Raw genomic sequence first — 17,119 nt, 5'->3', positions numbered from 1 at the left:
TGTTGACGGTCCGGGCCCCCGTCTGTCAGAGCTCGTCGCCGAAGGCCTCGGCCAGCTCACGCCATGCGGCACGCGGCAGGCCGCCGCCGCCCTCCTCGGCGGTGAGCACCTGCAACGCGACGTGGTCGGCGCCGGCGTCGAAGTACTCCCGGGTCCGGTGCCTCACCTGCCCGGCGTCGCCCAGCGCGAAGAGGGCGTCGAGCAGACGGACGCTGCCGCCGCCGTCGAAGTCGCCTTCCGTGAATCCCAGACGCAGCAGATTGTCGGTGTAGTTGGGCAGCCGCAGATACATCCCCAGCATCGTCCGCGCGGTGGTGCGCGCCCGGTCGAGATCGGTGTCCAGCACCACCGTCAGCTCCGGGGCGAGCAGCGCGTCGGGGCCGAGCGCCTCACGGGCCTCCGCGGTGTGCTCGGTGGTGACGAGATAGGGGTGCGCCCCCAGCGACCGGCCGGCCGCGAGCTTCAGCATCTTCGGGCCGAGGGCGGCCAGGACCCGATGGCCGGAGCCCACCGGTGGTTCGGCGGCGTCGAGCGCGTCGAGGTAGGAGACCATCGCGCTGTACGGCTTCGCGTACTGCGGCACCATCGGACCGTGGCTGACGCCCAGACCGAGGACGAAGCGACCGTGCGCCGCCGGATCGATCGCCGCGATCGCGGCCGCCACCTCCTCGGCCGTGTGGTTCCAGATGGACAGGATGCCGGTGGCCACCGTGATGGACCGGGTGGCGGCCACGACGGCCGCCGCGTCCTCGGGCGTCGGGCTGCCCCCGATCCAGACGGTGCCGTACCCCAGTGCTTCGAGCTCGGCGAGCGCCTCCGCGATCGCCTTCCCGCCCGCGTCGTCCACCCGTGAAGCGTGCAGGGCGCCGCTCCAGATTCCCACGCGTCGAAATGCCCTGCCCGTTCCCGAAATCTCAGAAGTCATGGTGTGGTCAACCATGGCCGGGCCCACGTATTCCTGACCTGACGGCGATTCACTCGTCCGGACGCGCGAAGTGGGGGAGGCCTCCGGCGCGTGTCACGAGCGTCTTCACTCCCCCTGAACGTCCTTCCTAACGTCCTCATCAACGTCCTCATCAACGTCCTCATGAACATTCTCCGGAACGTCCTTCATGAACACGACTCCGTCGATACGGGCCAGGTGCGCCGGGTCGAGCGGGGCGTACCCGAAGTACGGGGAGGTGCGCCTGCCGAGGTCCGTGGCACCGAGGACGGCGGCCAGTTCGGTGGCGTCCACCAGGCAGGACTCCTCCGCGAGCGCGTACAGGGTTCCTTCGAGGGTGTCCGGCGGCGGAACGTCGACGCCCTGGTGCCTCATCGTGCCGAAGGCGGTAGCCAGGAAGCCGTACTCCTCGCCCAGACGGGCGTCGACGACGGCGCCCGCGCTCCACCACTCCAGCCGCCGGCCGCCCATCCGCATCGAGCTCATGTCCCGCTGGAGATGGCTGTTGTGGGCGTGCACCAGAACAGGCCCCCGCTCGGCGAGGGCGAGGAGATTGCCTGCCATCATCTGGTCCCGCAGACCCGTCAGCCGTGACAGCCGGCTCGGTGACGTGTCCGCCATCCAGAAGTGGTACCGCAGCAGCCCCGAGGCGGCCCGTGCGTACAGCAGCGCCCGGTCGAACGCGTCCCGCGAGGCCACCGCGATCAGGTGCGGCGTCCACGCGTCGAGCAGCGCGCCCAGGTCATCGGCGAGCAGGCGCAGTCGCCCGGCCTCGGACGACCGCCCGAAGGACGCGGACGGATCCAGCATCGCCGCGGGGTCGGTCCACCGGTCGTCCGGGCCGAGGAGGCGGTCGAGCGTCGCGGCGGTGCAGGGGAGCAGGCCCGGGTCCACGTGGGCGGCGAGAACGCGGTGGAGCGAGGTGAGGGCCTCGCGCGGGCTCGCCGCGTACGCCATTTCCAGCGGCCCGTCGAAGCCGGCGAAGCGGACCCGGTCGGGTGCGGGCCGGCCGTCGTTGAACGCGCGCATCCAGCCCACCAGTTCACGGTTGGCCGCCGACTCGCCGAGTCCGTGGCCGAACCCCCGCCCCATCGCCTCGTCGAGCGTGCCCGCGCCCGTCGTCACGTAGTCGTCCACCAGGAGCCCCGCCACACAGTCGCTCTCGATGGTGATGGTGCGGTAGCCCTCCTGTTCGACGAGCTGCCGGAAGAGCGCGTTGCGCAGAAGGAGAGGGGCGTCGACCCCGTGGGTGGGCTCGCCCAGGGTCAGCACCCGGGGCGGGGAGGCGAACAGCCTCATGACGGAAGCCGCGTCGACGGCGTTGGCGATGTCCTTGATGTCGTTGGCCATGGCTTCCACCGTATCGCTGAACCCTCGGTTGAAACTTTTACGCGATACCTTCGGATGTATGAGGCAGAACCCTCAAACAGCAGGGCGACTCCGGCCCGTAGATCTGGCCCGTCGGCACGGATTGTCGACGCAGGCCGTCAGGAACTACGAGGCGGCGGGAATTCTCCCGGCCGCAGGGCGCACTCCCCACGGCTACCGCACCTACGCGCCGTCGCACGCGTACGCCCTCGCGGCGTTCCTCGCGCTGGTTCCCGGGCACGGGCACGGGACCGCTGCGTCGATCATGCGGGCGGTGAACCGCGACGATCAGGAAGAGGCGTTCCGTATCGTCGACGAGAGCCACGCCCAGCTCCTGGAGGACCGGCGCACACTGCAAGCGGTCGAGCGGGCCCTCGGTGATCTGGGGCCGGGCGTCACCCCCGCACCCGACGGCGCGGCGAGCACCGACGGGATGTTCGTCGGACCGCTGGCCAGAAAGCTGGGAATCAGACCCGCCACGCTCCGGAAGTGGGAGCGAGCCGGACTCGTGACCCCGCGCCGCGACCCGCGGACCGGCTACCGGGTGTACGCCGAGGCCGACGTACGGGATGCCGGACTGGCCCACCAGCTCAGGCGGGGCGGCTACCGTCTTGAGCAGATCGCACCGTTGATCGCCCAGGTCCGGGCGGCCGGCGGTCTGGAGCCGCTGGCGGCCGCCCTGCGCGACTGGCACGCCCGGCTGGCCGCCCGGGGGAGGGCGATGCTGGCAGGGGCCGCCGAGCTGGACGCCTACCTCCGCCACGTACACGACATGCCCTGACGGAACAGCAGCGGGCCGCCGGCACGGCCCGCACGTCGGGCTGGGCAAGGTTTCCACCACCCCCCGCCCGGTCGCGTCGAGCGAAGGCTTCCACCCCCCGCCCCGCCGCGTCAGGCGGGCAGCCGCCCCAACAGTGCCGCGAAGTCCGTGCCCGCGGGAAGCGTGCCGAAGGCGAGCCCCTGGTCCCCCGCGAGACGGGACGCGCAGAACGCGTCGGCCACCGCCGCCGGTGCGTGGCGCACCAGCAGTGAGCCCTGGAGCACGAGGGCGGCCCGTTCGACGACCCGGCGGGCCCGGAGCTGCGCGTCCTGAGTGCGCGCCAGCTCGGCCCGCAGCTCCCGCCAGGCCGTGTCGAGGCGTGCGTCCGCCCCGGCCGCCGCCTCGATCTCGGCGTGGAGAGCCTCCAGCGACGCTGGCTCCCGCGTCAACGCCCGCAGCATGTCCAGGGCGTTGACATTGCCGGAGCCCTCCCAGATGCCGTTGAGCGGGGCCTCGCGGTACAGCCGCGGCATGCCGGACGCCTCGTCGTACCCGTTGCCGCCGAGGCACTCCAGCGCCTCGGCCACCGCCACGGGCTGCCGCTTGCACACCCAGTACTTGCCGATGGCCGTGGCCAGGCGCAGGAAGGCGCGTTCCCCGTCGTCCCCCCGGTGGGCGCGGTCGGCGGCCCCCGCCAGGCGCAGGGCCAGGGTCGTGGCGGCCTCGGACTCCAGGGACAGGTCCGCCAGGACATTGCGCATCAGGGGCTGGTCGAACAGCCGGGCGTCGAACACCGAGCGATGGCGCGCGTGGTGGGCCGCCTGCGCGAGCGCGGCGCGGATGCCGGCGGCGGAACCGAGCACGCAGTCGAGCCGGGTCATCGTCACCATGTCGATGATGGTGCGCACGCCCTTGCCCTCGTCGCCGACGAGCCAGGCCACGGTGTCGTCGAACTCGGGCTCGCTGGAAGCGTTGGAACGGTTGCCGAGCTTGTCCTTGAGCCGCTGGATGCGGAAGGTGTTCCGGCTGCCGTCCGGCAGCACGCGCGGCACCAGGAAGCACGACAGACCGCCGCGCGACTGGGCGAGCACCAGGAAGAGATCGTTCATCGGCGCGCTGGTGAACCACTTGTGCCCGCGCAGCCGCCAGGTGCCGTCGGCCTGCTCGGTGGCGGCCGTGGTGTTGGCGCGCACATCGGTGCCGCCCTGCTTCTCCGTCATCCCCATGCCGGCGAGCAGGCCGCGTTTGCCGGCGGGGGCGCTCAGCCCGGGCTCGTACACACGGCTGGTCAGGAGCGGTTCGTAGGTCTTGGCGAGCTCGGGGGAGCGGCGCAGCGCCGGGACGGCGGCGTACGTCATCGAGACCGGGCACAGGTGGCCCTGCTCCAGCATCGTGGCCAGCATGAAGCCGCCGGCGCGGGCGACATGGGCCCCGGGGCGCATCTCCGCCCAGGCGGCGCCCGCCAGCCCTGCCCGCACCGAGGCGTCCATCAGCGAGTGGTAGGCGGGGTGGAACTCGACCTCGTCGATGCGGTGGCCGAAGCGGTCGTGGGTGCGCAGCTCCGGCTCGTGGCGGTTGGCCTGGTCGGCCCAGTGCTGCGCCTCCTCGCTGCCGACGTACCGGCCGAAGCGGTGCAGCTCGTCCAGGTGCCATCCGGCCCCCTCGCGGCGTACCCCTTCGAGCAGCACCGCGTCGTCGGCGGCGTCGTGACCGGTGAGCGGAGGCGGCTGGTTCGTCACCTCGTGCGTCACGGCGGTCGGGTTGCTGCGCGGTGCGGCGGGCGTGGGCATCGGTTCTCCTCCGGGAGACGGGACGGCGGGTTGCGGCACACGGGGTACGGGGACGAGACGTGCGGCCCGGGTCAGGGAGGCGGGGAACGGTCGGGGGCCGCACCGGCGCAGCGCAGGGCCACGGCGGTGAGACGGGTGACGAGCCGGTCCGTGTCGTACGCGGCCGAGGTGCTCAACGGATACACGAGGACCTCGCCGATGGCGCCGGTCAGCGCCGCGGCGGTGATCTCCGCGTCCTGGTCCGGCAGCAGGCCTGCGGCGACCCCCTCGCCGATCACCCCGGCGAACAGTCCCCGGTAGCGGCGCCGGAAGTCGAGACGCTCCGCGCCGACCGCGGGTTCGGCCGGCGCCGCGAGCAGCGCGTACGCCAGACCGTGGTTCTCCAGGGCACGGCGGGCGAACACCTCCACCCCCCGGCGCAACCGCCCGGCGGGGTCGCCGTCGCTCTTCAGCACCTCACCCAGCACGTCCACCTCGCGCTGTGCGGCGCGCCGGAAGACCTCCACGGCCAGCGCGGACTTGGACGAGAAGTGCTGGTAGACCGAGCCGGCGGCGATCCCGGCCGCGTCGGCGACAGCGGTCACGGACGCCTGCGCCCAGCCGACCTCCGCCACGACCTCGGTGGCGCGGGCGACGAGACGCTCCCGGCCGGCTTCGAGCCGACGGAGCTCGGCCGGTGTCTTGCGGTAGGCCATGAATGAAGTGAACCACCATTCAGGGCTTCCCGCCACGCTCGGCCGGCGCCGGCCGAGGCGGGGAACGGCACGACCGCGCACGAACCGGTGCGGGTCTGCGCGGGTCAGTGCGGGGTGGGCCGGTAGGTGAGCTCCTGGGTACGGCCGTCGAGCGTCCGGCTCCCGATCAGTTCGAGGTCGAAGTCGGCCGCACCCCGCAGGACCGGTTCCGTACCGGTCCGACCCGTGATGACGGGGAAGAGCGTCACCTGGACGCGGTCGACCAGGCCGGCGGCCATCAGCGCCCGGTTCATCGACAGGCTGCCGTGCGAGCGCAACGGCACATCGGACTCTTCCTTGAGACGGGCTACGACGTCGACGGCGTCGCCGTTCGCGACGGTCGCGTCCGGCCAGTCGAGGGGCTTGTCCAGAGTGGTCGACACCACCGTCGCCGGCAGGCTCCTCATCCGCGTGACCCATGCGTCACCGATGCCGGACTCCTTCGTGCCCGGGCCCAGCAGCCGCACGAACTCCCGATAGGTGCGGGCCCCGAAGACCATCCGCTGCTCCTCGCCGTACAGCGACAGCCGGTGTTCGAGCAGTTCGGGCCCCTGCTTGCCCCAGTAGCCGCCCCAGTCGCCGTCGCCATTGTAGGAGCCGAAACCGTCGAGGCTGGAAAACACGTCGAAGGTGTAGGTAGCGGTCATGATGCTCTCCTGGTGAGTCCGGTCGATGGACATAGGTACAGACTGCGTCCGGTGGGAGAACTCATCGGGTGGAGGGCCGCGGGGCCACTGCCCTTCTGCCCCCGCCTCTCTGCCCCTGTCCTCGTCCCCCGTCTTTCTTCCCTCTGTGCAAGGAGTACGTACGTTGTCGTCGCCGTCCGGCCCGGTCGCCGCCATGGAACGCCATCAGGCCGCCGTCTATGTGGGAGCCCTGGCCGCCGGGGGCCTGGTGGGCCGGGTCGCGCCCGCTGCTGGGCCGGGCCTGGAGCACGCGATCAACCCGGTGCTGGCCGCCCTGCTGTACGTGACGTTCCTGCAAGTGCCCGCCGCCGAGCTGGTCCGCTCGGTGCGGGCGGGCCGCTTCCTGGCCGCGACGTTGGTGGTGAACTTCGTCGTGGTGCCGCTGGTGGTCGCCGCGATGTTCACCTTCCTTCCTGACGACCGGGCGGTCCGCCTCGGCGTGCTGCTGGTCCTCCTGGCCCCCTGCATCGACTACGTGATCGTCTTCAGCGGGCTCGCCGGCGGCAGCAGCGAACGTCTGCTCGCCGCCACCCCGTTGCTGCTCCTCGCCCAGATGGTGCTGCTGCCGGTCTATCTGTTCCTGTTCATGGGCCCGGACCTGGCCGACGTGGTGGAGGCCGGACCGTTCATCGAGGCGTTCGCCGTGCTGATCGTCATTCCGCTCGCGCTGGCCTGGCTCACCCAGGCCTGGGCCGCACGCCGCCCCGCCGGGCAGCGGGCCGCCGACGCGATGGGCGCGACCATGGTGCCGCTGATGGCCGCCGTCCTGCTCACCGTGGTCGCCTCCCAGGTACCGAAGCTCGGCGACGCCGGCAGCCTGGGAGACGTGGGCCGTGTCGTGCCGTTCTACGTGCTCTTCCTCCTCGTGATGGCGTTCTCCGGGCTCGGTGTCGCCCGCCTGTTCCACCTGGAAGCCCCGGACGGGCGGGCGATCGTGTTCACGGGCGCGACCCGTAACTCCCTGGTCGTCCTGCCCCTCGCCCTGGCGCTGCCGGACACGCTTGCCGTCGCCGCCGTGGTCGTGGTCGCCCAGACCCTGGTCGAGGTGATCGGCATGGTCGTCTACGTCAGAGCCGTGCCCCGGCTGCTGCCGCTGCGGAGCTGATCCCCCGCGTCGAGAAGGAGGACGAGGCGTACGAGTCGCCGCTGACGAACAGCGCTCAGGCGACCATCCGGCCCGAAGGAGAGATCCGCGCCCGATGGGGGATGTCGCCGACCACGACGGTCCGACCACGACGGTCCTACGGATGTCCAGCTCGCGGTCGAGGACGCTCACCTTGGTCTTCCGCGAGATGCCGGGGAGGCTCTGAAGCCGACGACGCCGGCGGTGCGCGCTCATCCGCCGCGCGCGAGCCCGTTGACGCCTATCGGGTCTTCTGTACGTGAGTGGTCTCGCTGTCCAGGGGGCGCCGTCCGCGCCGGCCGGCGTGAGGTCCGGCACGAGATCGCCGTGCCGGTCGACCAGGACGGAGTGGGGCTCGCCCGGCGCGAAAGCGTGCCGCTCGCCCCACTGCCGCAGCGTGAGGATGACCGGGAACAGTGCGCGGCCGGCGTCGGTGAGGGCGTACTCCCGGCGGCGGCCCGACGGTGCGGTGCGCTGGGCGAGGACCCCGTGGGCGAGGAGCTTGCGGAGGCGGTCGGTGAGGATGTTGCGCGCGATGCCGGTCCGCCGCTGGAACTCGGTGAACGAGGCCGCGCCGTCCATCGCGTCACGGATGACGAGAAGGCTCCACCGGTCGCCGACGAGGTCGAGGGTGCGGGCGACGGGGCAGTCGGGATCCGACCATTGGGCGTCCGGGGCGTCCGGGGCGTCCGGGTCGTGCAGGGGTGCGCCTGCCATGACACCTCTCAATCGGTTGCAGTTTGAAACCATCATGCCGTACCGTCCAAACGGTTGCGAAATGCTACTGATTGAATGGGGCTGTGATGAACGCAGGGCATCGAGTGCTGCTGGCGGTGGTGTGCGGCGTCGCTGTGGCGGGCGTCTACGCCGCGCAGCCGGTTCTGGGGCCGATGGGACGCGACCTGGGCGTGCCGCAGGAGCTCACCGGCTGGTTCGTGGCCACCGGTCAGTTCGGCTATCTGGCGGGCCTGTTGCTGCTGGTGCCGCTCGGCGACGTGGTCGACAGACGCCGCCTCATCGCCGTGCAGTTGGCGGTCGTCTCGGCGGGCATGATGCTCACGGCCTTGTCGTCGGACGCGTGGCAGGCGCTCGCGGGGCTCGCGACGGCCGGGGTGTTCGCGGTCGTGGTGCAGATCGCGGTGGCCCACGCGGCGTCGGCCTCCCCACCCGCCGAACGGGGACGGAACATCGGGGTGGTGACCACGGGCGTCGTGGTCGGCATCCTGGGTGCGCGGGTCGCTACCGGCGCGCTCGCCGACATGTGGGGCTGGCGCAGCGTCTACGCCGTACTCGCGGTGCTCTCCCTCGGGCTTGCCGCACTGGTGCCGGCCGTGCTGCCTCCGGACCCCCGTGTGACGTCCCCCGCGAAGTACCGGGAGGCCGCCTGCTCGCTCGGCCGGCTGCTGGGTTCGCGCACCTTCCTGACGCGCGGCCTCATCGCGTTCTTCCTGTTCGCCTCGTTCGGAACCCTGTGGAGCGGGCTGTCCACGCCGCTGGCGGGAGAACCCTGGCAGCTGAGCGAGACGCACATCGGGCTGTTCGGCGTCGCGGGCCTGGCCGGCGCGCTCGGCGCGGCGCGTGCCGGGCGGTGGGCGGACGCCGGGCGCGCGACCCCGGTCAGCGGCCTCGCGCTCGCCCTCCTGATCCTTTCGTGGGTGGCGATCGCCCAGCTCCCGTGGTCCCTGTGGCTCCTGATCATCGGAATCGTCGCCCTCGACTTCGCGGTCCAGGCTGTGCATGTGAGCAACCAGCACGTGCTCACCGCCACGTATCCGGATCGCTTGAGCAGCGTGATCGGCGGCTACATGGTCTTCTACTCCCTCGGCTCCGCCCTCGGCGCGGCGGCGACCACGGCGACCTTCACCACCTACGGCTGGACGGGCTCCAGCCTCCTGGGATCCGGATTTTCGGCCTGTGCGCTGGTCGTCTGGCTGGCCGTCAAGGCGGGCTCCCGGAGCGACACCGCCGGCGCGGTCCCCGCTCGCGGCGGCCGGTCGCCGCACTCGGCGGTCGGAACACCGGCGGAGTGACGCCGCCGCAGCCCGCACCGCATGTTCCGGTTCCTGGCTGAACCGCTCAGGGGAGGGGCCGGCTTGGCTTCGGGGTCCCCTGAGGCCAGGGCCCGGGCCTCGGGGCCCCGTGGGCGGTGAAGGCGGCCAGGTCGATGGTTCAGCCAGACGCCGGTCCGGCGTGGTGATCCTCGGTCAGCGGCGGCCGGCGGTGAGGACGACGAGGAACTGGCCGCCGCCCGACTCGATGCCGGCGGTCACCGGCAGCCCCGGTACCAGGCGGGAAAATCGGTCCACCAGCCAATCCGCCGCTTCTTGGGCGTCCTGCCTGGTCGGACAGCGGCCCACCATCTCGCGGCCCCCCTTGCGCTCCAGACGGGAGGCCACAGCGATCAGCGGCGCGGGTTCGACCACATACAGACGGTCCGGCCAGGCGATGGACACCTTGACCGCGCCCTTGCGGGAGTTGCACCCGCGGTGCGCGAGACGCTCGGCGACCTTGGCCTTCCGGTCGGCGGTCCGGCTGTCGACACTGGGGCCCTGCTGGTCGTTGACCGACTTGTCGGGGTCGACCGGTTCGTCGCACACCCAGCACAGCCAGCCATCGCGCTCGGCCACATCTTGGAGAAGGCTCATCCGAGCAAACTAGCCCCTCTGGCCGCCACCCCGTGCACCGGGCCACGGCGGAGTCCCGCCGCGGCCACGGCCGGAGCCCGTCACCTCCGACCGACCTCGCGCTCCGTGGCGCGGCCGCGGCCTTCGACCGACGACGAGCATTCCCGCCGACCCTGCCGGGCTCAGCCGATCTTCTTGATCACCCGGGCGGGCACTCCCGCGACCGCGGTACCGGCCGGAACGTCACGCGTGACCACCGCACCCGCGGCGACCACCGCACCGGCACCGATGGTCACCCCTTGCGTGATCACGGCAGCTGTCCCGATCCAGACGTCGTCCTCGATGACGATCGGGGCGAAGGAGAGGTACTCCCGGCGCTCGGCCAGGGGCAGGGGATGGCCTCCGGTGATGAGGCTGACCTTCGGGGCGATCATGACACCGTTCCCGATACGGATGCCTCCCTTGTCCATGAAGGTGCATCCCTGGTTGACGAAGACGTTCTCCCCGAACGTCGTGTTCAGCCCGCACTCGGTAAAGAACGGCGGGTAGATCACCACCGACTCCGGCAACGGGCCGCCGAACACAACCGAGAGTAGTTCCGTGCGACCTGCGCTGTCGCCGAACGGAAGGACGTTCAGTCGGGACGTCGCATCGGTCACCTCCACGATCCGCTCCGCGTGACGCGCGAACTCAGGCGTCCTGACATACATGACCTGCTCTGTGCGGGTAGACATGTGCTGATCCCACCACCGCGCCGCACACACAATCAAACAACTCCGTACCTCGAGAGATACAACCAACGGTTGTGTAAGCAGGGCGGAAGCCCTGGATGTCAGCGCTACGGACACTTGGGGCAGCCGGCACGGGTGGACCACCGACCGGACGACCGAACCGTCGGCACGCACTGGCGTCGCAAGCCCCTGGAGGCCCTGACCTAGCGGTAGCCGGTGAGGCCCCGTCCGCCAGCTCCTCCTCGTCACCGTCGCGCCGCGCGTAGAGGGCCTGTTGGAGGGCGAAGGTGCCGCGGATCGCGGTGATCCGCCCGGCCGTCGAGGCGTCGTTCCAGCCGCCGAGCGCCAGCACCCGGTCCAGCAGCTCCTCCCCGTAGGCGGCTCCGACGGCTGCCAGGTCCTCGGCGGGGTCGCCCAAGGTGACCTCGTCCCAGTCGATGACACCGCTGAGGCGTGGCACACCGTCCGACAGCTCCCACAGGACGTTCTCACCGCCGAGGTCGCCGTGGACCACTGCGGAAGTGAGCGGGGGAAGGCCGTCGAGCGCGGCGAGTTCGCGCGCGGCACGTTCCCGGCCGCCGTCGGACATCAGCGGGAACAGTTCGGCGCGCACTCCCGCCGCGAACTCCTGCCACTGACGCTCGGGGGCCGCCGAAAGCGCGGCGCGCGCCCTCTCGTCCCGGCCCGCGGCGATGAGCCCGGAGAGGAGTCCGGCGTACTGCTCGGCCACCGCCTCGGCGACTTTGGCGTCCCCGAGCGCGGCATCGTCCAAGGGCGCCCCGGGGATCCGGCTCAGCACGAGGTAGCGGGGTTCGTCCGTGCCCGGGCCGCCGCCCTGGGCCAGCGCGCGCGGGGTGCGGAAGCCGAGGTCGAGCCCGGCGAGGGCGCGCAGGGCGGCTGCGCGCGCCGGCAGCCGCCCTGCGGCGGCTTCGGTGCGGGCGAAGCACACCACGTGCTCCGAGCCGACGACGACATGGTGGAACTGTCCGTGGTGGGTGGTGAGTTCTTCCTGCTCGTCATCGGGCAGCAGGCGGAACACGAGGTCGTGGTGCGTTTCCATGATGTCCATGGTGGGGGAACTCTCCACTTCCCAGGCTTACGGAAGCTCTCGACGTAGAAGCCTCGACGTATATGCCTCGACGTATATGCCTTCGCGGGCGCGCCGCACCGAGACGTGCTCCAGGGCGGCCAGGGCCGCGACACTCAGGCACCTTTTCCGCGCGCTCACTTGGCCCCCCGGCGAGGCCCCATGCGGAAAGACGTCCACCAGCTCCTGCCGGGTCAGGTCGGACTCCTCCTCCGTACGCGGCTGCGTGAAGAGCAGCCCGAAGAAGAGGAGAGCGTGCCTTCGCCGATGCCTCGCGCGGGTGGTCTTCGCGGTCGTCACCGTGGCGCCGTACTCGGCGATCAGCGGAATCGCGGTCTGAATGGTCATCGCGCGGCATTTCTCCGGTGACATGCCGGGGGCCCTCGGCTCGGCCGGCCGACTGTCGGCACGTCAGCCTGTCGAGGCGGCGGATTCAGAGCAGAACGGGTAGAGAACTCAGCCCGCGAATGAGCCGGGTCTGCCGCCAGTCCAACTGGTCTGCCGGTACCGCGAGCCGGATGTCGGGGAAGCGGGTCAGGATCGCGTGCAGGGCGATGTGCGCTTCCGCTTTCGCGAGTGGTGCGCCGACGCAGCGGTGGATGCCGTGGCCGAAGCCGAGATGACCGGTCGCCTCCCGGTCCAGGTCGAGCTGGTCCGGTGCGGTGAAGCGCTCCGGATCACGGTTGGCCGCGCCGAGGGCGACGAGTACGGGAACCCCTGCGGGGATCTCGGTCCCACCGAGGGAAATGGCTTCCGTGGTGAACCGGAAGGTGGAGGTGATGACCGGCACGTCGAAGCGGAGCAACTCGTCCAGTGCCCGCGGGATGGCTTCCGGGTTCCTGCGCAGACGTTCCAGCTCGGACGGGTGCCGTAGCAGCGCCAGGACTGCGTTGCCGAGGAAGTTCGTGGTCGTCTCATGGCCGGCGACGAGCAGGAGCACGGCCAGGGAGACCAACTCCTCCTCGTTCAGACGGTCCCCGTCGTCGCGAGTGGCGATGAGACGATCGAGGAGCGAGTCGCCCGGACGAAGACGCTTCGACGTGATGAGGCCGGTCATGTAGGCGGCGACGGCGTACGAGGCGGCGTCGGTGCGGCCGGGCTCCCCGGCAGCGAACAGGTCGGCGGACCAGCGTTGCACCTGCGGCCGGTCGGTCTCCGGCACGCCGAGCAGTTCGCAGATCACCATGACCGGAAGGGGGACGGCCAGTGCTGCCATGAGGTCGACCGCCCCGCGCGCCGGCCGGCGGTCCAGCAGTTCGTCGGTCAACCGGATGATGGAGGGGCGGAGGCCGGCGACCGAGCCGCTCGTGAAAACGCCGGTGATCAGCTTGCGGAGCCTTGTGTGCTGGGGCGGGTCGCTGGCGAGCATGTTGTGCGCCACGGCGGGATGCAGGCGGCGCTTCGAGTCCTTGCCGGCGAAGAAGGCGCCGGTGTCCTTGGAAAGCCGCCCGTCGCTGAGAGCCTGCCGGGCTTCCGCGTATCCGGTGACCAGGTAGCTGTCACGTCCGCGGGACCCGGATGTCACAGCCTGCACCGGGCATGCGGACCGCATGGCCGCGTACCCGGGATAGGGGTCGGAGGCAGACCGTCTGTCGTCGGAGGCGCCGTCGTTCATGGGTGTCAGGATCCAATCAGGTATGGCCCGGTGCCTTCAAAGGGCACGACACCGCGTGATCGAGAAGCTGGGCCACGGCAGAGTGTGGGCATGGACGTGATCGATCTTGCCCGTGCCCTTGTTCTGGAGCGTCACCCCGACGCCCGTGCCGCGTTCCTCGGCGGCAGTGTCCTGACGAGTCGGCGCACCGCCCGGTCCGACTTGGACGTCGTCGTGCTGCTCGACGGCCCACCCGCCCCGTACCGCGAGAGCCTGCGGTACGGGAACTGGCCGGTGGCGCTGTTCGTGCACACCGAGGACTCCTGGCACAGCTTCGTGACCCCGGAGATCGTGCGACGGAACTCGCCCTTGTTGTCGATGTGCGCCGAGGGGGCACTGCTGCTCGACGCCGACGGGACAGGAGAACGGATCGCGGATACGGCGAAACGCCTCGCGGCCGCAGGCCCGCCCCCGGTCACCGATACCGCCCTCGAGGACGCCCGGTACGCGCTGACGGACCTGCTCGACGACTTCGCCGCCTGTACGGATGCGGGGGAGCGGCTGTTCGTCGTGGCCGAACTCGTCCGGCGGAGCGGCGAACTGGCACTGCTGACCCACGGCACGTGGGCCGGCGGCGGCAAGTGGCTGGCTCGGCGCCTCGAACCCGTCGCGCCGGACCTGGCCGTACGCCTGGACGAGACGGCGCAAGCCGCGCTGCGCGGCGCACCGGCGGGACTCACCTCGCTGGTCACGGAGGTCCTCGACGCGGCGGGCGGCCCGGTCTGGGAGGGATACCGCCGCAGCGGACCGCGTGGGACGGCCTGAACGCGTCGCGTCCAAGGAACTCGTACACGGTCGGCCGGCCCGGCGGCCGGAGTGGCAACCGCGAAAGACCGCTGGTCCGCCGGGCTGCCGCCGACGTCGCTGCCCTTCACCGTCTCCCCGCTGCTCCTCCCCACCCGGCCCCTGGACGGTGCCGCCCGCTGAGCTGCGCCTGGTCGAACTCGGCACCAGCTACTCCTTCCGCTCACTGACCCGCGGCCCGCACGGCGAGGCACTGGTCCTCGGCACTGACGGCGCCCTTCACGCCATCGACCCGGACACCGGCAAGATCGAGAAGAGGATCCCCGTCGTGGGCACGTGGCAGGAGCCGCTGGACCGGCAGCAGGCCCGGCCCATTCTGTTCGTGCGCGGACACGTCGCCCATGTCTCCGAGCCCGGCGCGAGGACGCTGCACGCCGTCGACGTGGGGACGGGGAAGAAGCTCACCTCCGTCACCCTGCCGAAGAGCACCAACGAGCTGTCGGGCGTCGTCGCCGGAGACTGAGCTCATCGGTCGCGCCTGTGCCCTCGCCGCCAAGGCCTGACGCCGTGGTGGCGAGGGCACGCGCCTGCGCGGCGGATCTCACCGGACTCGGCGGTGCCGCCGGTACGGCCGGGAGATCCGAACCCGCACCTTGAATCAGGCGGCAACGAGCTCCTGCTCGCGGTCCGGCGCCCGGACCTTGGTCTCCTTGTTCGGCAGTGCGAGCCGGAACACCTTGTGCCACGCGGAGAAGACCTGCTTGGGCAGCGGGCCGGTGACGTACTCCAGCTCGTACTTCTCGAACAGCGCGCGCACCTTCACCGCGACCTCGGCGTACCGGTTGCTCGGCAGGTCCGGGAACAGGTGGTGCTCGATCTGGTGGGACAGGTTGCCGGTCATGAAGTGCATGGCCTTGCTGCCGCTGATGTTCGCCGAGCCCATCATCTGGCGCAGGTACCACTGGCCGCGCGTCTCGCCCTGGATCGACCGGCGCTCGAAGACCTGTACGCCTTCGGGGAAGTGCCCGCACATGATCACCGAGTGGGTCCAGACGTTGCGGACCAGGTTCGCGGTGAAGGTGGCGGCGAGTGTGGGGAGGAACGACGGGCCCGACAGCAGGGGGTGGATCACGTAGTCCTTGAGCACCTGCTTGCGGATCTTGCGTCCCACGGCCCTGGCCCGTGCGCGGAACTCCGGGTTCTTGCGGCGGCGCTTGTGGAGGTTCTTGCCGAGCTCCAGGTCGTACGCCGCGATGCCGTACTCGAAGAAGCAGGCGTTGAGGAAGTTCCACAGCGGCTGGCCGAGGTGGAAGGGGTGCCACTTCTGGTCCTCGTCGACGCGCATGATGCCGTAGCCGAGGTCGTTGTCCTTGCCGATCACGTTGGTGTACGTGTGGTGCAGCTCGTTGTGCGAGTGCTTCCACTGCTCGGACGGCGAGACGTGATCCCACTCCCAGGTGGTGGAGTGGATCTTCGGGTCCCGCATCCAGTCCCACTGGCCGTGCAGGATGTTGTGGCCGATCTCCATGTTGTCCATGATCTTCGCCACGGACAGCCCGGCGGTGCCGATCAGCCATGCGGGCGGGAAGAGGGAGAACAGCAGCACACCCCTGCTGACCAGCTCGAGCTTGCGCTGCGCCGCGATCACCTTACGGATGTAGGCGGCGTCCTTCTCGCCGCGGTCGGCGATCACCTCGTCGCGGATCGCGTCCAGCTCGCGGCCCAGCTCCTCGATCTGCTCCGCGGTCAGGTGGGCGGTGGGGTCGATGGCGGTCAAGGTGCTCCTACCGTTCGAGTTCGCACGGGCCCGCGGCGGCGGACACGCAGGTCTGGATGAGGACGCCCGGCTCGGCCTCGGTGATCTCGCCGGTGCGCAGGTCGCGGACGGCGCCCGCCTTGAGCGGCGTGACGCAGCCGAAGCAGATGCCCATGCGGCACCCGGACGGCATGAGCACGCCGGCCTCCTCGCCGACGTCCAGCAACGGCGTGGCGCCGTCCGCGGCGACGGTCTTGCCGGAGGCGCTGAAGGTGACCTCGCCGCCGTCGCCTGCGACGACGATGCCGGGGCGGAAACGTTCGGTGTGCAGGCGCTCCTGGATACCGTGCTCGGTCCAGTGCTCTTCCGCGGCGTCGAGCAGGCCCGCAGGCCCGCAGGCCCAGGTCTCGCGCTCGGCCCAGTCGGGTACGAGTCCGTCGAGACGGGCGATGTCGAGTATGCCGTCCGTCTCGGTGTGCACCTCGATGAGACGAAGCTTCTTGTCCGCGACCAGATCGTGTAGTTCGTTGCGGAAGATCACGTCTTGTGGCCGTGGCGCGCAGTGGACCATGACGACGTCGTCGAGCTCGACGTCGCGCAGCATGCCCATTACAGGCGTGATGCCGCTGCCCGCCGTCAGGTAGAGCACCTTGGCGGGCTTGGCCTGCGAGAGCACGAAGTCGCCGGTCGGCTGGTCGAGCTGGATCAGCGTGCCCGGTTTCGCCCTGCGGACCAGGTGGTTGCTGACCTTGCCGTCCGGGATCGCCTTCACGGTGATCGTGATCCGGCCGTCCCCGCGATGTGTCGGCGAGGTGAGGGAGTAGGCACGCCACAGGCGTACCCCGTCGACATCGACCCCGACCCGTACGTACTGACCCGCTGTGTGGCCGCGCCAGCCCCGTCCCGGCCTGATCACGACGGTCGCGGCGTCACCCGTCTCGGGGTGCACGGCCTCGATGCGCCCGCACAGGTCAGCGCCCGCACGCAGCGGGCTGACCAGGTCGAGGTAGTCCGACGGCAGCAGCGGCGTCGTGACCATCTCCAGCAGTTTCCACGCCCTACTGCGGAGGGCTGCACTCGTCATGACCCCAGCTTGCTGCGCCCCATGGCGTAAAGTCC

At 70.9% G+C, this 17,119-nt stretch carries 16 protein-coding genes and 2 pseudogenes; 5 read left to right on the top strand and 13 right to left on the bottom strand.

The genetic code is table 11. From position 1 onward, the window contains the following. Positions 1-25: 25 nt before the first annotated feature. Both AC3CH1_RS01240 and AC3CH1_RS01235 read right to left on the bottom strand, forming a co-directional pair. Positions 26-925 carry a TIGR03620 family F420-dependent LLM class oxidoreductase gene (locus AC3CH1_RS01240; RefSeq protein WP_488461125.1) on the bottom strand — a complete coding sequence of 300 codons (900 nt, stop codon included), beginning with the start codon at positions 923-925 and terminating at the stop codon, positions 26-28. 105 nt (positions 926-1,030) lie between these two features. Continuing rightward, the gene (locus AC3CH1_RS01235; protein ID WP_488461124.1) at positions 1,031-2,293 is read right to left on the bottom strand and encodes an erythromycin esterase family protein; all 1,263 of its coding nucleotides are present in this window, start codon (positions 2,291-2,293) and stop codon (positions 1,031-1,033) included. A 58-nt stretch (positions 2,294-2,351) separates the two neighbouring features. Between AC3CH1_RS01235 and AC3CH1_RS01230 the strand changes: the two genes are divergently transcribed. Next, complete coding sequence (locus AC3CH1_RS01230) at positions 2,352-3,092, top strand: TioE family transcriptional regulator (RefSeq protein WP_488461123.1); 741 nt, start codon at positions 2,352-2,354, stop codon at positions 3,090-3,092. Between the two features lie 110 nt (positions 3,093-3,202). Here AC3CH1_RS01230 and AC3CH1_RS01225 read toward each other — a convergent pair whose 3' ends face one another. From AC3CH1_RS01225 to AC3CH1_RS01215, 3 genes are all read right to left on the bottom strand, one after another. Continuing rightward, the gene (locus tag AC3CH1_RS01225; protein WP_488461122.1) at positions 3,203-4,861 is read right to left on the bottom strand and encodes an acyl-CoA dehydrogenase family protein; all 1,659 of its coding nucleotides are present in this window, start codon (positions 4,859-4,861) and stop codon (positions 3,203-3,205) included. A 71-nt stretch (positions 4,862-4,932) separates the two neighbouring features. Beyond that, complete coding sequence (locus AC3CH1_RS01220) at positions 4,933-5,556, bottom strand: TetR/AcrR family transcriptional regulator (protein WP_488461121.1); 624 nt, start codon at positions 5,554-5,556, stop codon at positions 4,933-4,935. 104 nt (positions 5,557-5,660) lie between these two features. Beyond that, on the bottom strand, positions 5,661-6,242 hold the full coding sequence (locus tag AC3CH1_RS01215) for a dihydrofolate reductase family protein (RefSeq protein ID WP_488461120.1): 582 nt from the start codon (positions 6,240-6,242) through the stop codon (positions 5,661-5,663). 193 nt (positions 6,243-6,435) lie between these two features. Between AC3CH1_RS01215 and AC3CH1_RS01210 the strand changes: the two genes are divergently transcribed. Beyond that, the gene (locus tag AC3CH1_RS01210) at positions 6,436-7,386 is read left to right on the top strand and encodes an arsenic resistance protein (protein WP_488462114.1); all 951 of its coding nucleotides are present in this window, start codon (positions 6,436-6,438) and stop codon (positions 7,384-7,386) included. Positions 7,387-7,645: 259 nt separating this feature from the next. Here AC3CH1_RS01210 and AC3CH1_RS01205 read toward each other — a convergent pair. Then, positions 7,646-8,121, bottom strand: a pseudogene (locus AC3CH1_RS01205) (winged helix-turn-helix transcriptional regulator). Between the two features lie 86 nt (positions 8,122-8,207). Between AC3CH1_RS01205 and AC3CH1_RS01200 the strand changes: the two are divergent. Then, entirely contained in the window at positions 8,208-9,434 is a 1,227-nt protein-coding gene (locus AC3CH1_RS01200; RefSeq protein ID WP_488461119.1) for an MFS transporter, read from the top strand. 174 nt (positions 9,435-9,608) lie between these two features. Here AC3CH1_RS01200 and AC3CH1_RS01195 read toward each other — a convergent pair whose 3' ends face one another. The 5 genes and pseudogenes from AC3CH1_RS01195 to AC3CH1_RS01175 all read right to left on the bottom strand — a co-directional run bounded on the left by AC3CH1_RS01195 (position 9,609) and on the right by AC3CH1_RS01175 (position 13,461). Beyond that, positions 9,609-10,049, bottom strand: coding sequence for a hypothetical protein (locus AC3CH1_RS01195; protein ID WP_488461118.1), 441 nt, complete (start codon positions 10,047-10,049; stop codon positions 9,609-9,611). A 161-nt stretch (positions 10,050-10,210) separates the two neighbouring features. Then, positions 10,211-10,738: a DapH/DapD/GlmU-related protein gene (locus AC3CH1_RS01190; RefSeq protein WP_488462113.1), complete on the bottom strand. Its 528-nt coding sequence runs from the start codon at positions 10,736-10,738 to the stop codon at positions 10,211-10,213. A 224-nt stretch (positions 10,739-10,962) separates the two neighbouring features. After that, positions 10,963-11,828, bottom strand: a pseudogene (vph, locus tag AC3CH1_RS01185) (viomycin phosphotransferase). A 27-nt stretch (positions 11,829-11,855) separates the two neighbouring features. Next, positions 11,856-12,194 (bottom strand): hypothetical protein, encoded by a 339-nt coding sequence (locus AC3CH1_RS01180; RefSeq protein ID WP_488461117.1) that lies wholly within the window; start codon positions 12,192-12,194, stop codon positions 11,856-11,858. A gap of 85 nt (positions 12,195-12,279) precedes the next feature. Beyond that, entirely contained in the window at positions 12,280-13,461 is a 1,182-nt protein-coding gene (locus tag AC3CH1_RS01175; RefSeq protein WP_488461116.1) for a cytochrome P450 family protein, read from the bottom strand. A gap of 90 nt (positions 13,462-13,551) precedes the next feature. Between AC3CH1_RS01175 and AC3CH1_RS01170 the strand changes: the two genes are divergently transcribed. Together AC3CH1_RS01170 and AC3CH1_RS01165 are read left to right on the top strand one after the other, a co-directional pair. Further along, positions 13,552-14,265, top strand: coding sequence for a nucleotidyltransferase domain-containing protein (locus tag AC3CH1_RS01170; protein ID WP_488461115.1), 714 nt, complete (start codon positions 13,552-13,554; stop codon positions 14,263-14,265). 148 nt (positions 14,266-14,413) lie between these two features. Then, positions 14,414-14,767: a hypothetical protein gene (locus AC3CH1_RS01165; RefSeq protein ID WP_488461114.1), complete on the top strand. Its 354-nt coding sequence runs from the start codon at positions 14,414-14,416 to the stop codon at positions 14,765-14,767. 135 nt (positions 14,768-14,902) lie between these two features. Here the strand turns inward: AC3CH1_RS01165 and AC3CH1_RS01160 are convergent, their stop codons facing one another. Together AC3CH1_RS01160 and AC3CH1_RS01155 are read right to left on the bottom strand one after the other, a co-directional pair. Further along, positions 14,903-16,021 carry a fatty acid desaturase family protein gene (locus tag AC3CH1_RS01160; RefSeq protein WP_488461113.1) on the bottom strand — a complete coding sequence of 373 codons (1,119 nt, stop codon included), beginning with the start codon at positions 16,019-16,021 and terminating at the stop codon, positions 14,903-14,905. A gap of 7 nt (positions 16,022-16,028) precedes the next feature. Beyond that, a complete protein-coding gene (locus AC3CH1_RS01155; RefSeq protein WP_488461112.1) occupies positions 16,029-17,084 on the bottom strand; it encodes a ferredoxin reductase in 1,056 nt (351 codons plus the stop codon). Positions 17,085-17,119: the final 35 nt, after the last annotated feature.

This window comes from Streptomyces sp. MGP-P1, from assembly GCF_057766565.1.
This window is presented reverse-complemented; position numbering and strand designations above follow the sequence as displayed.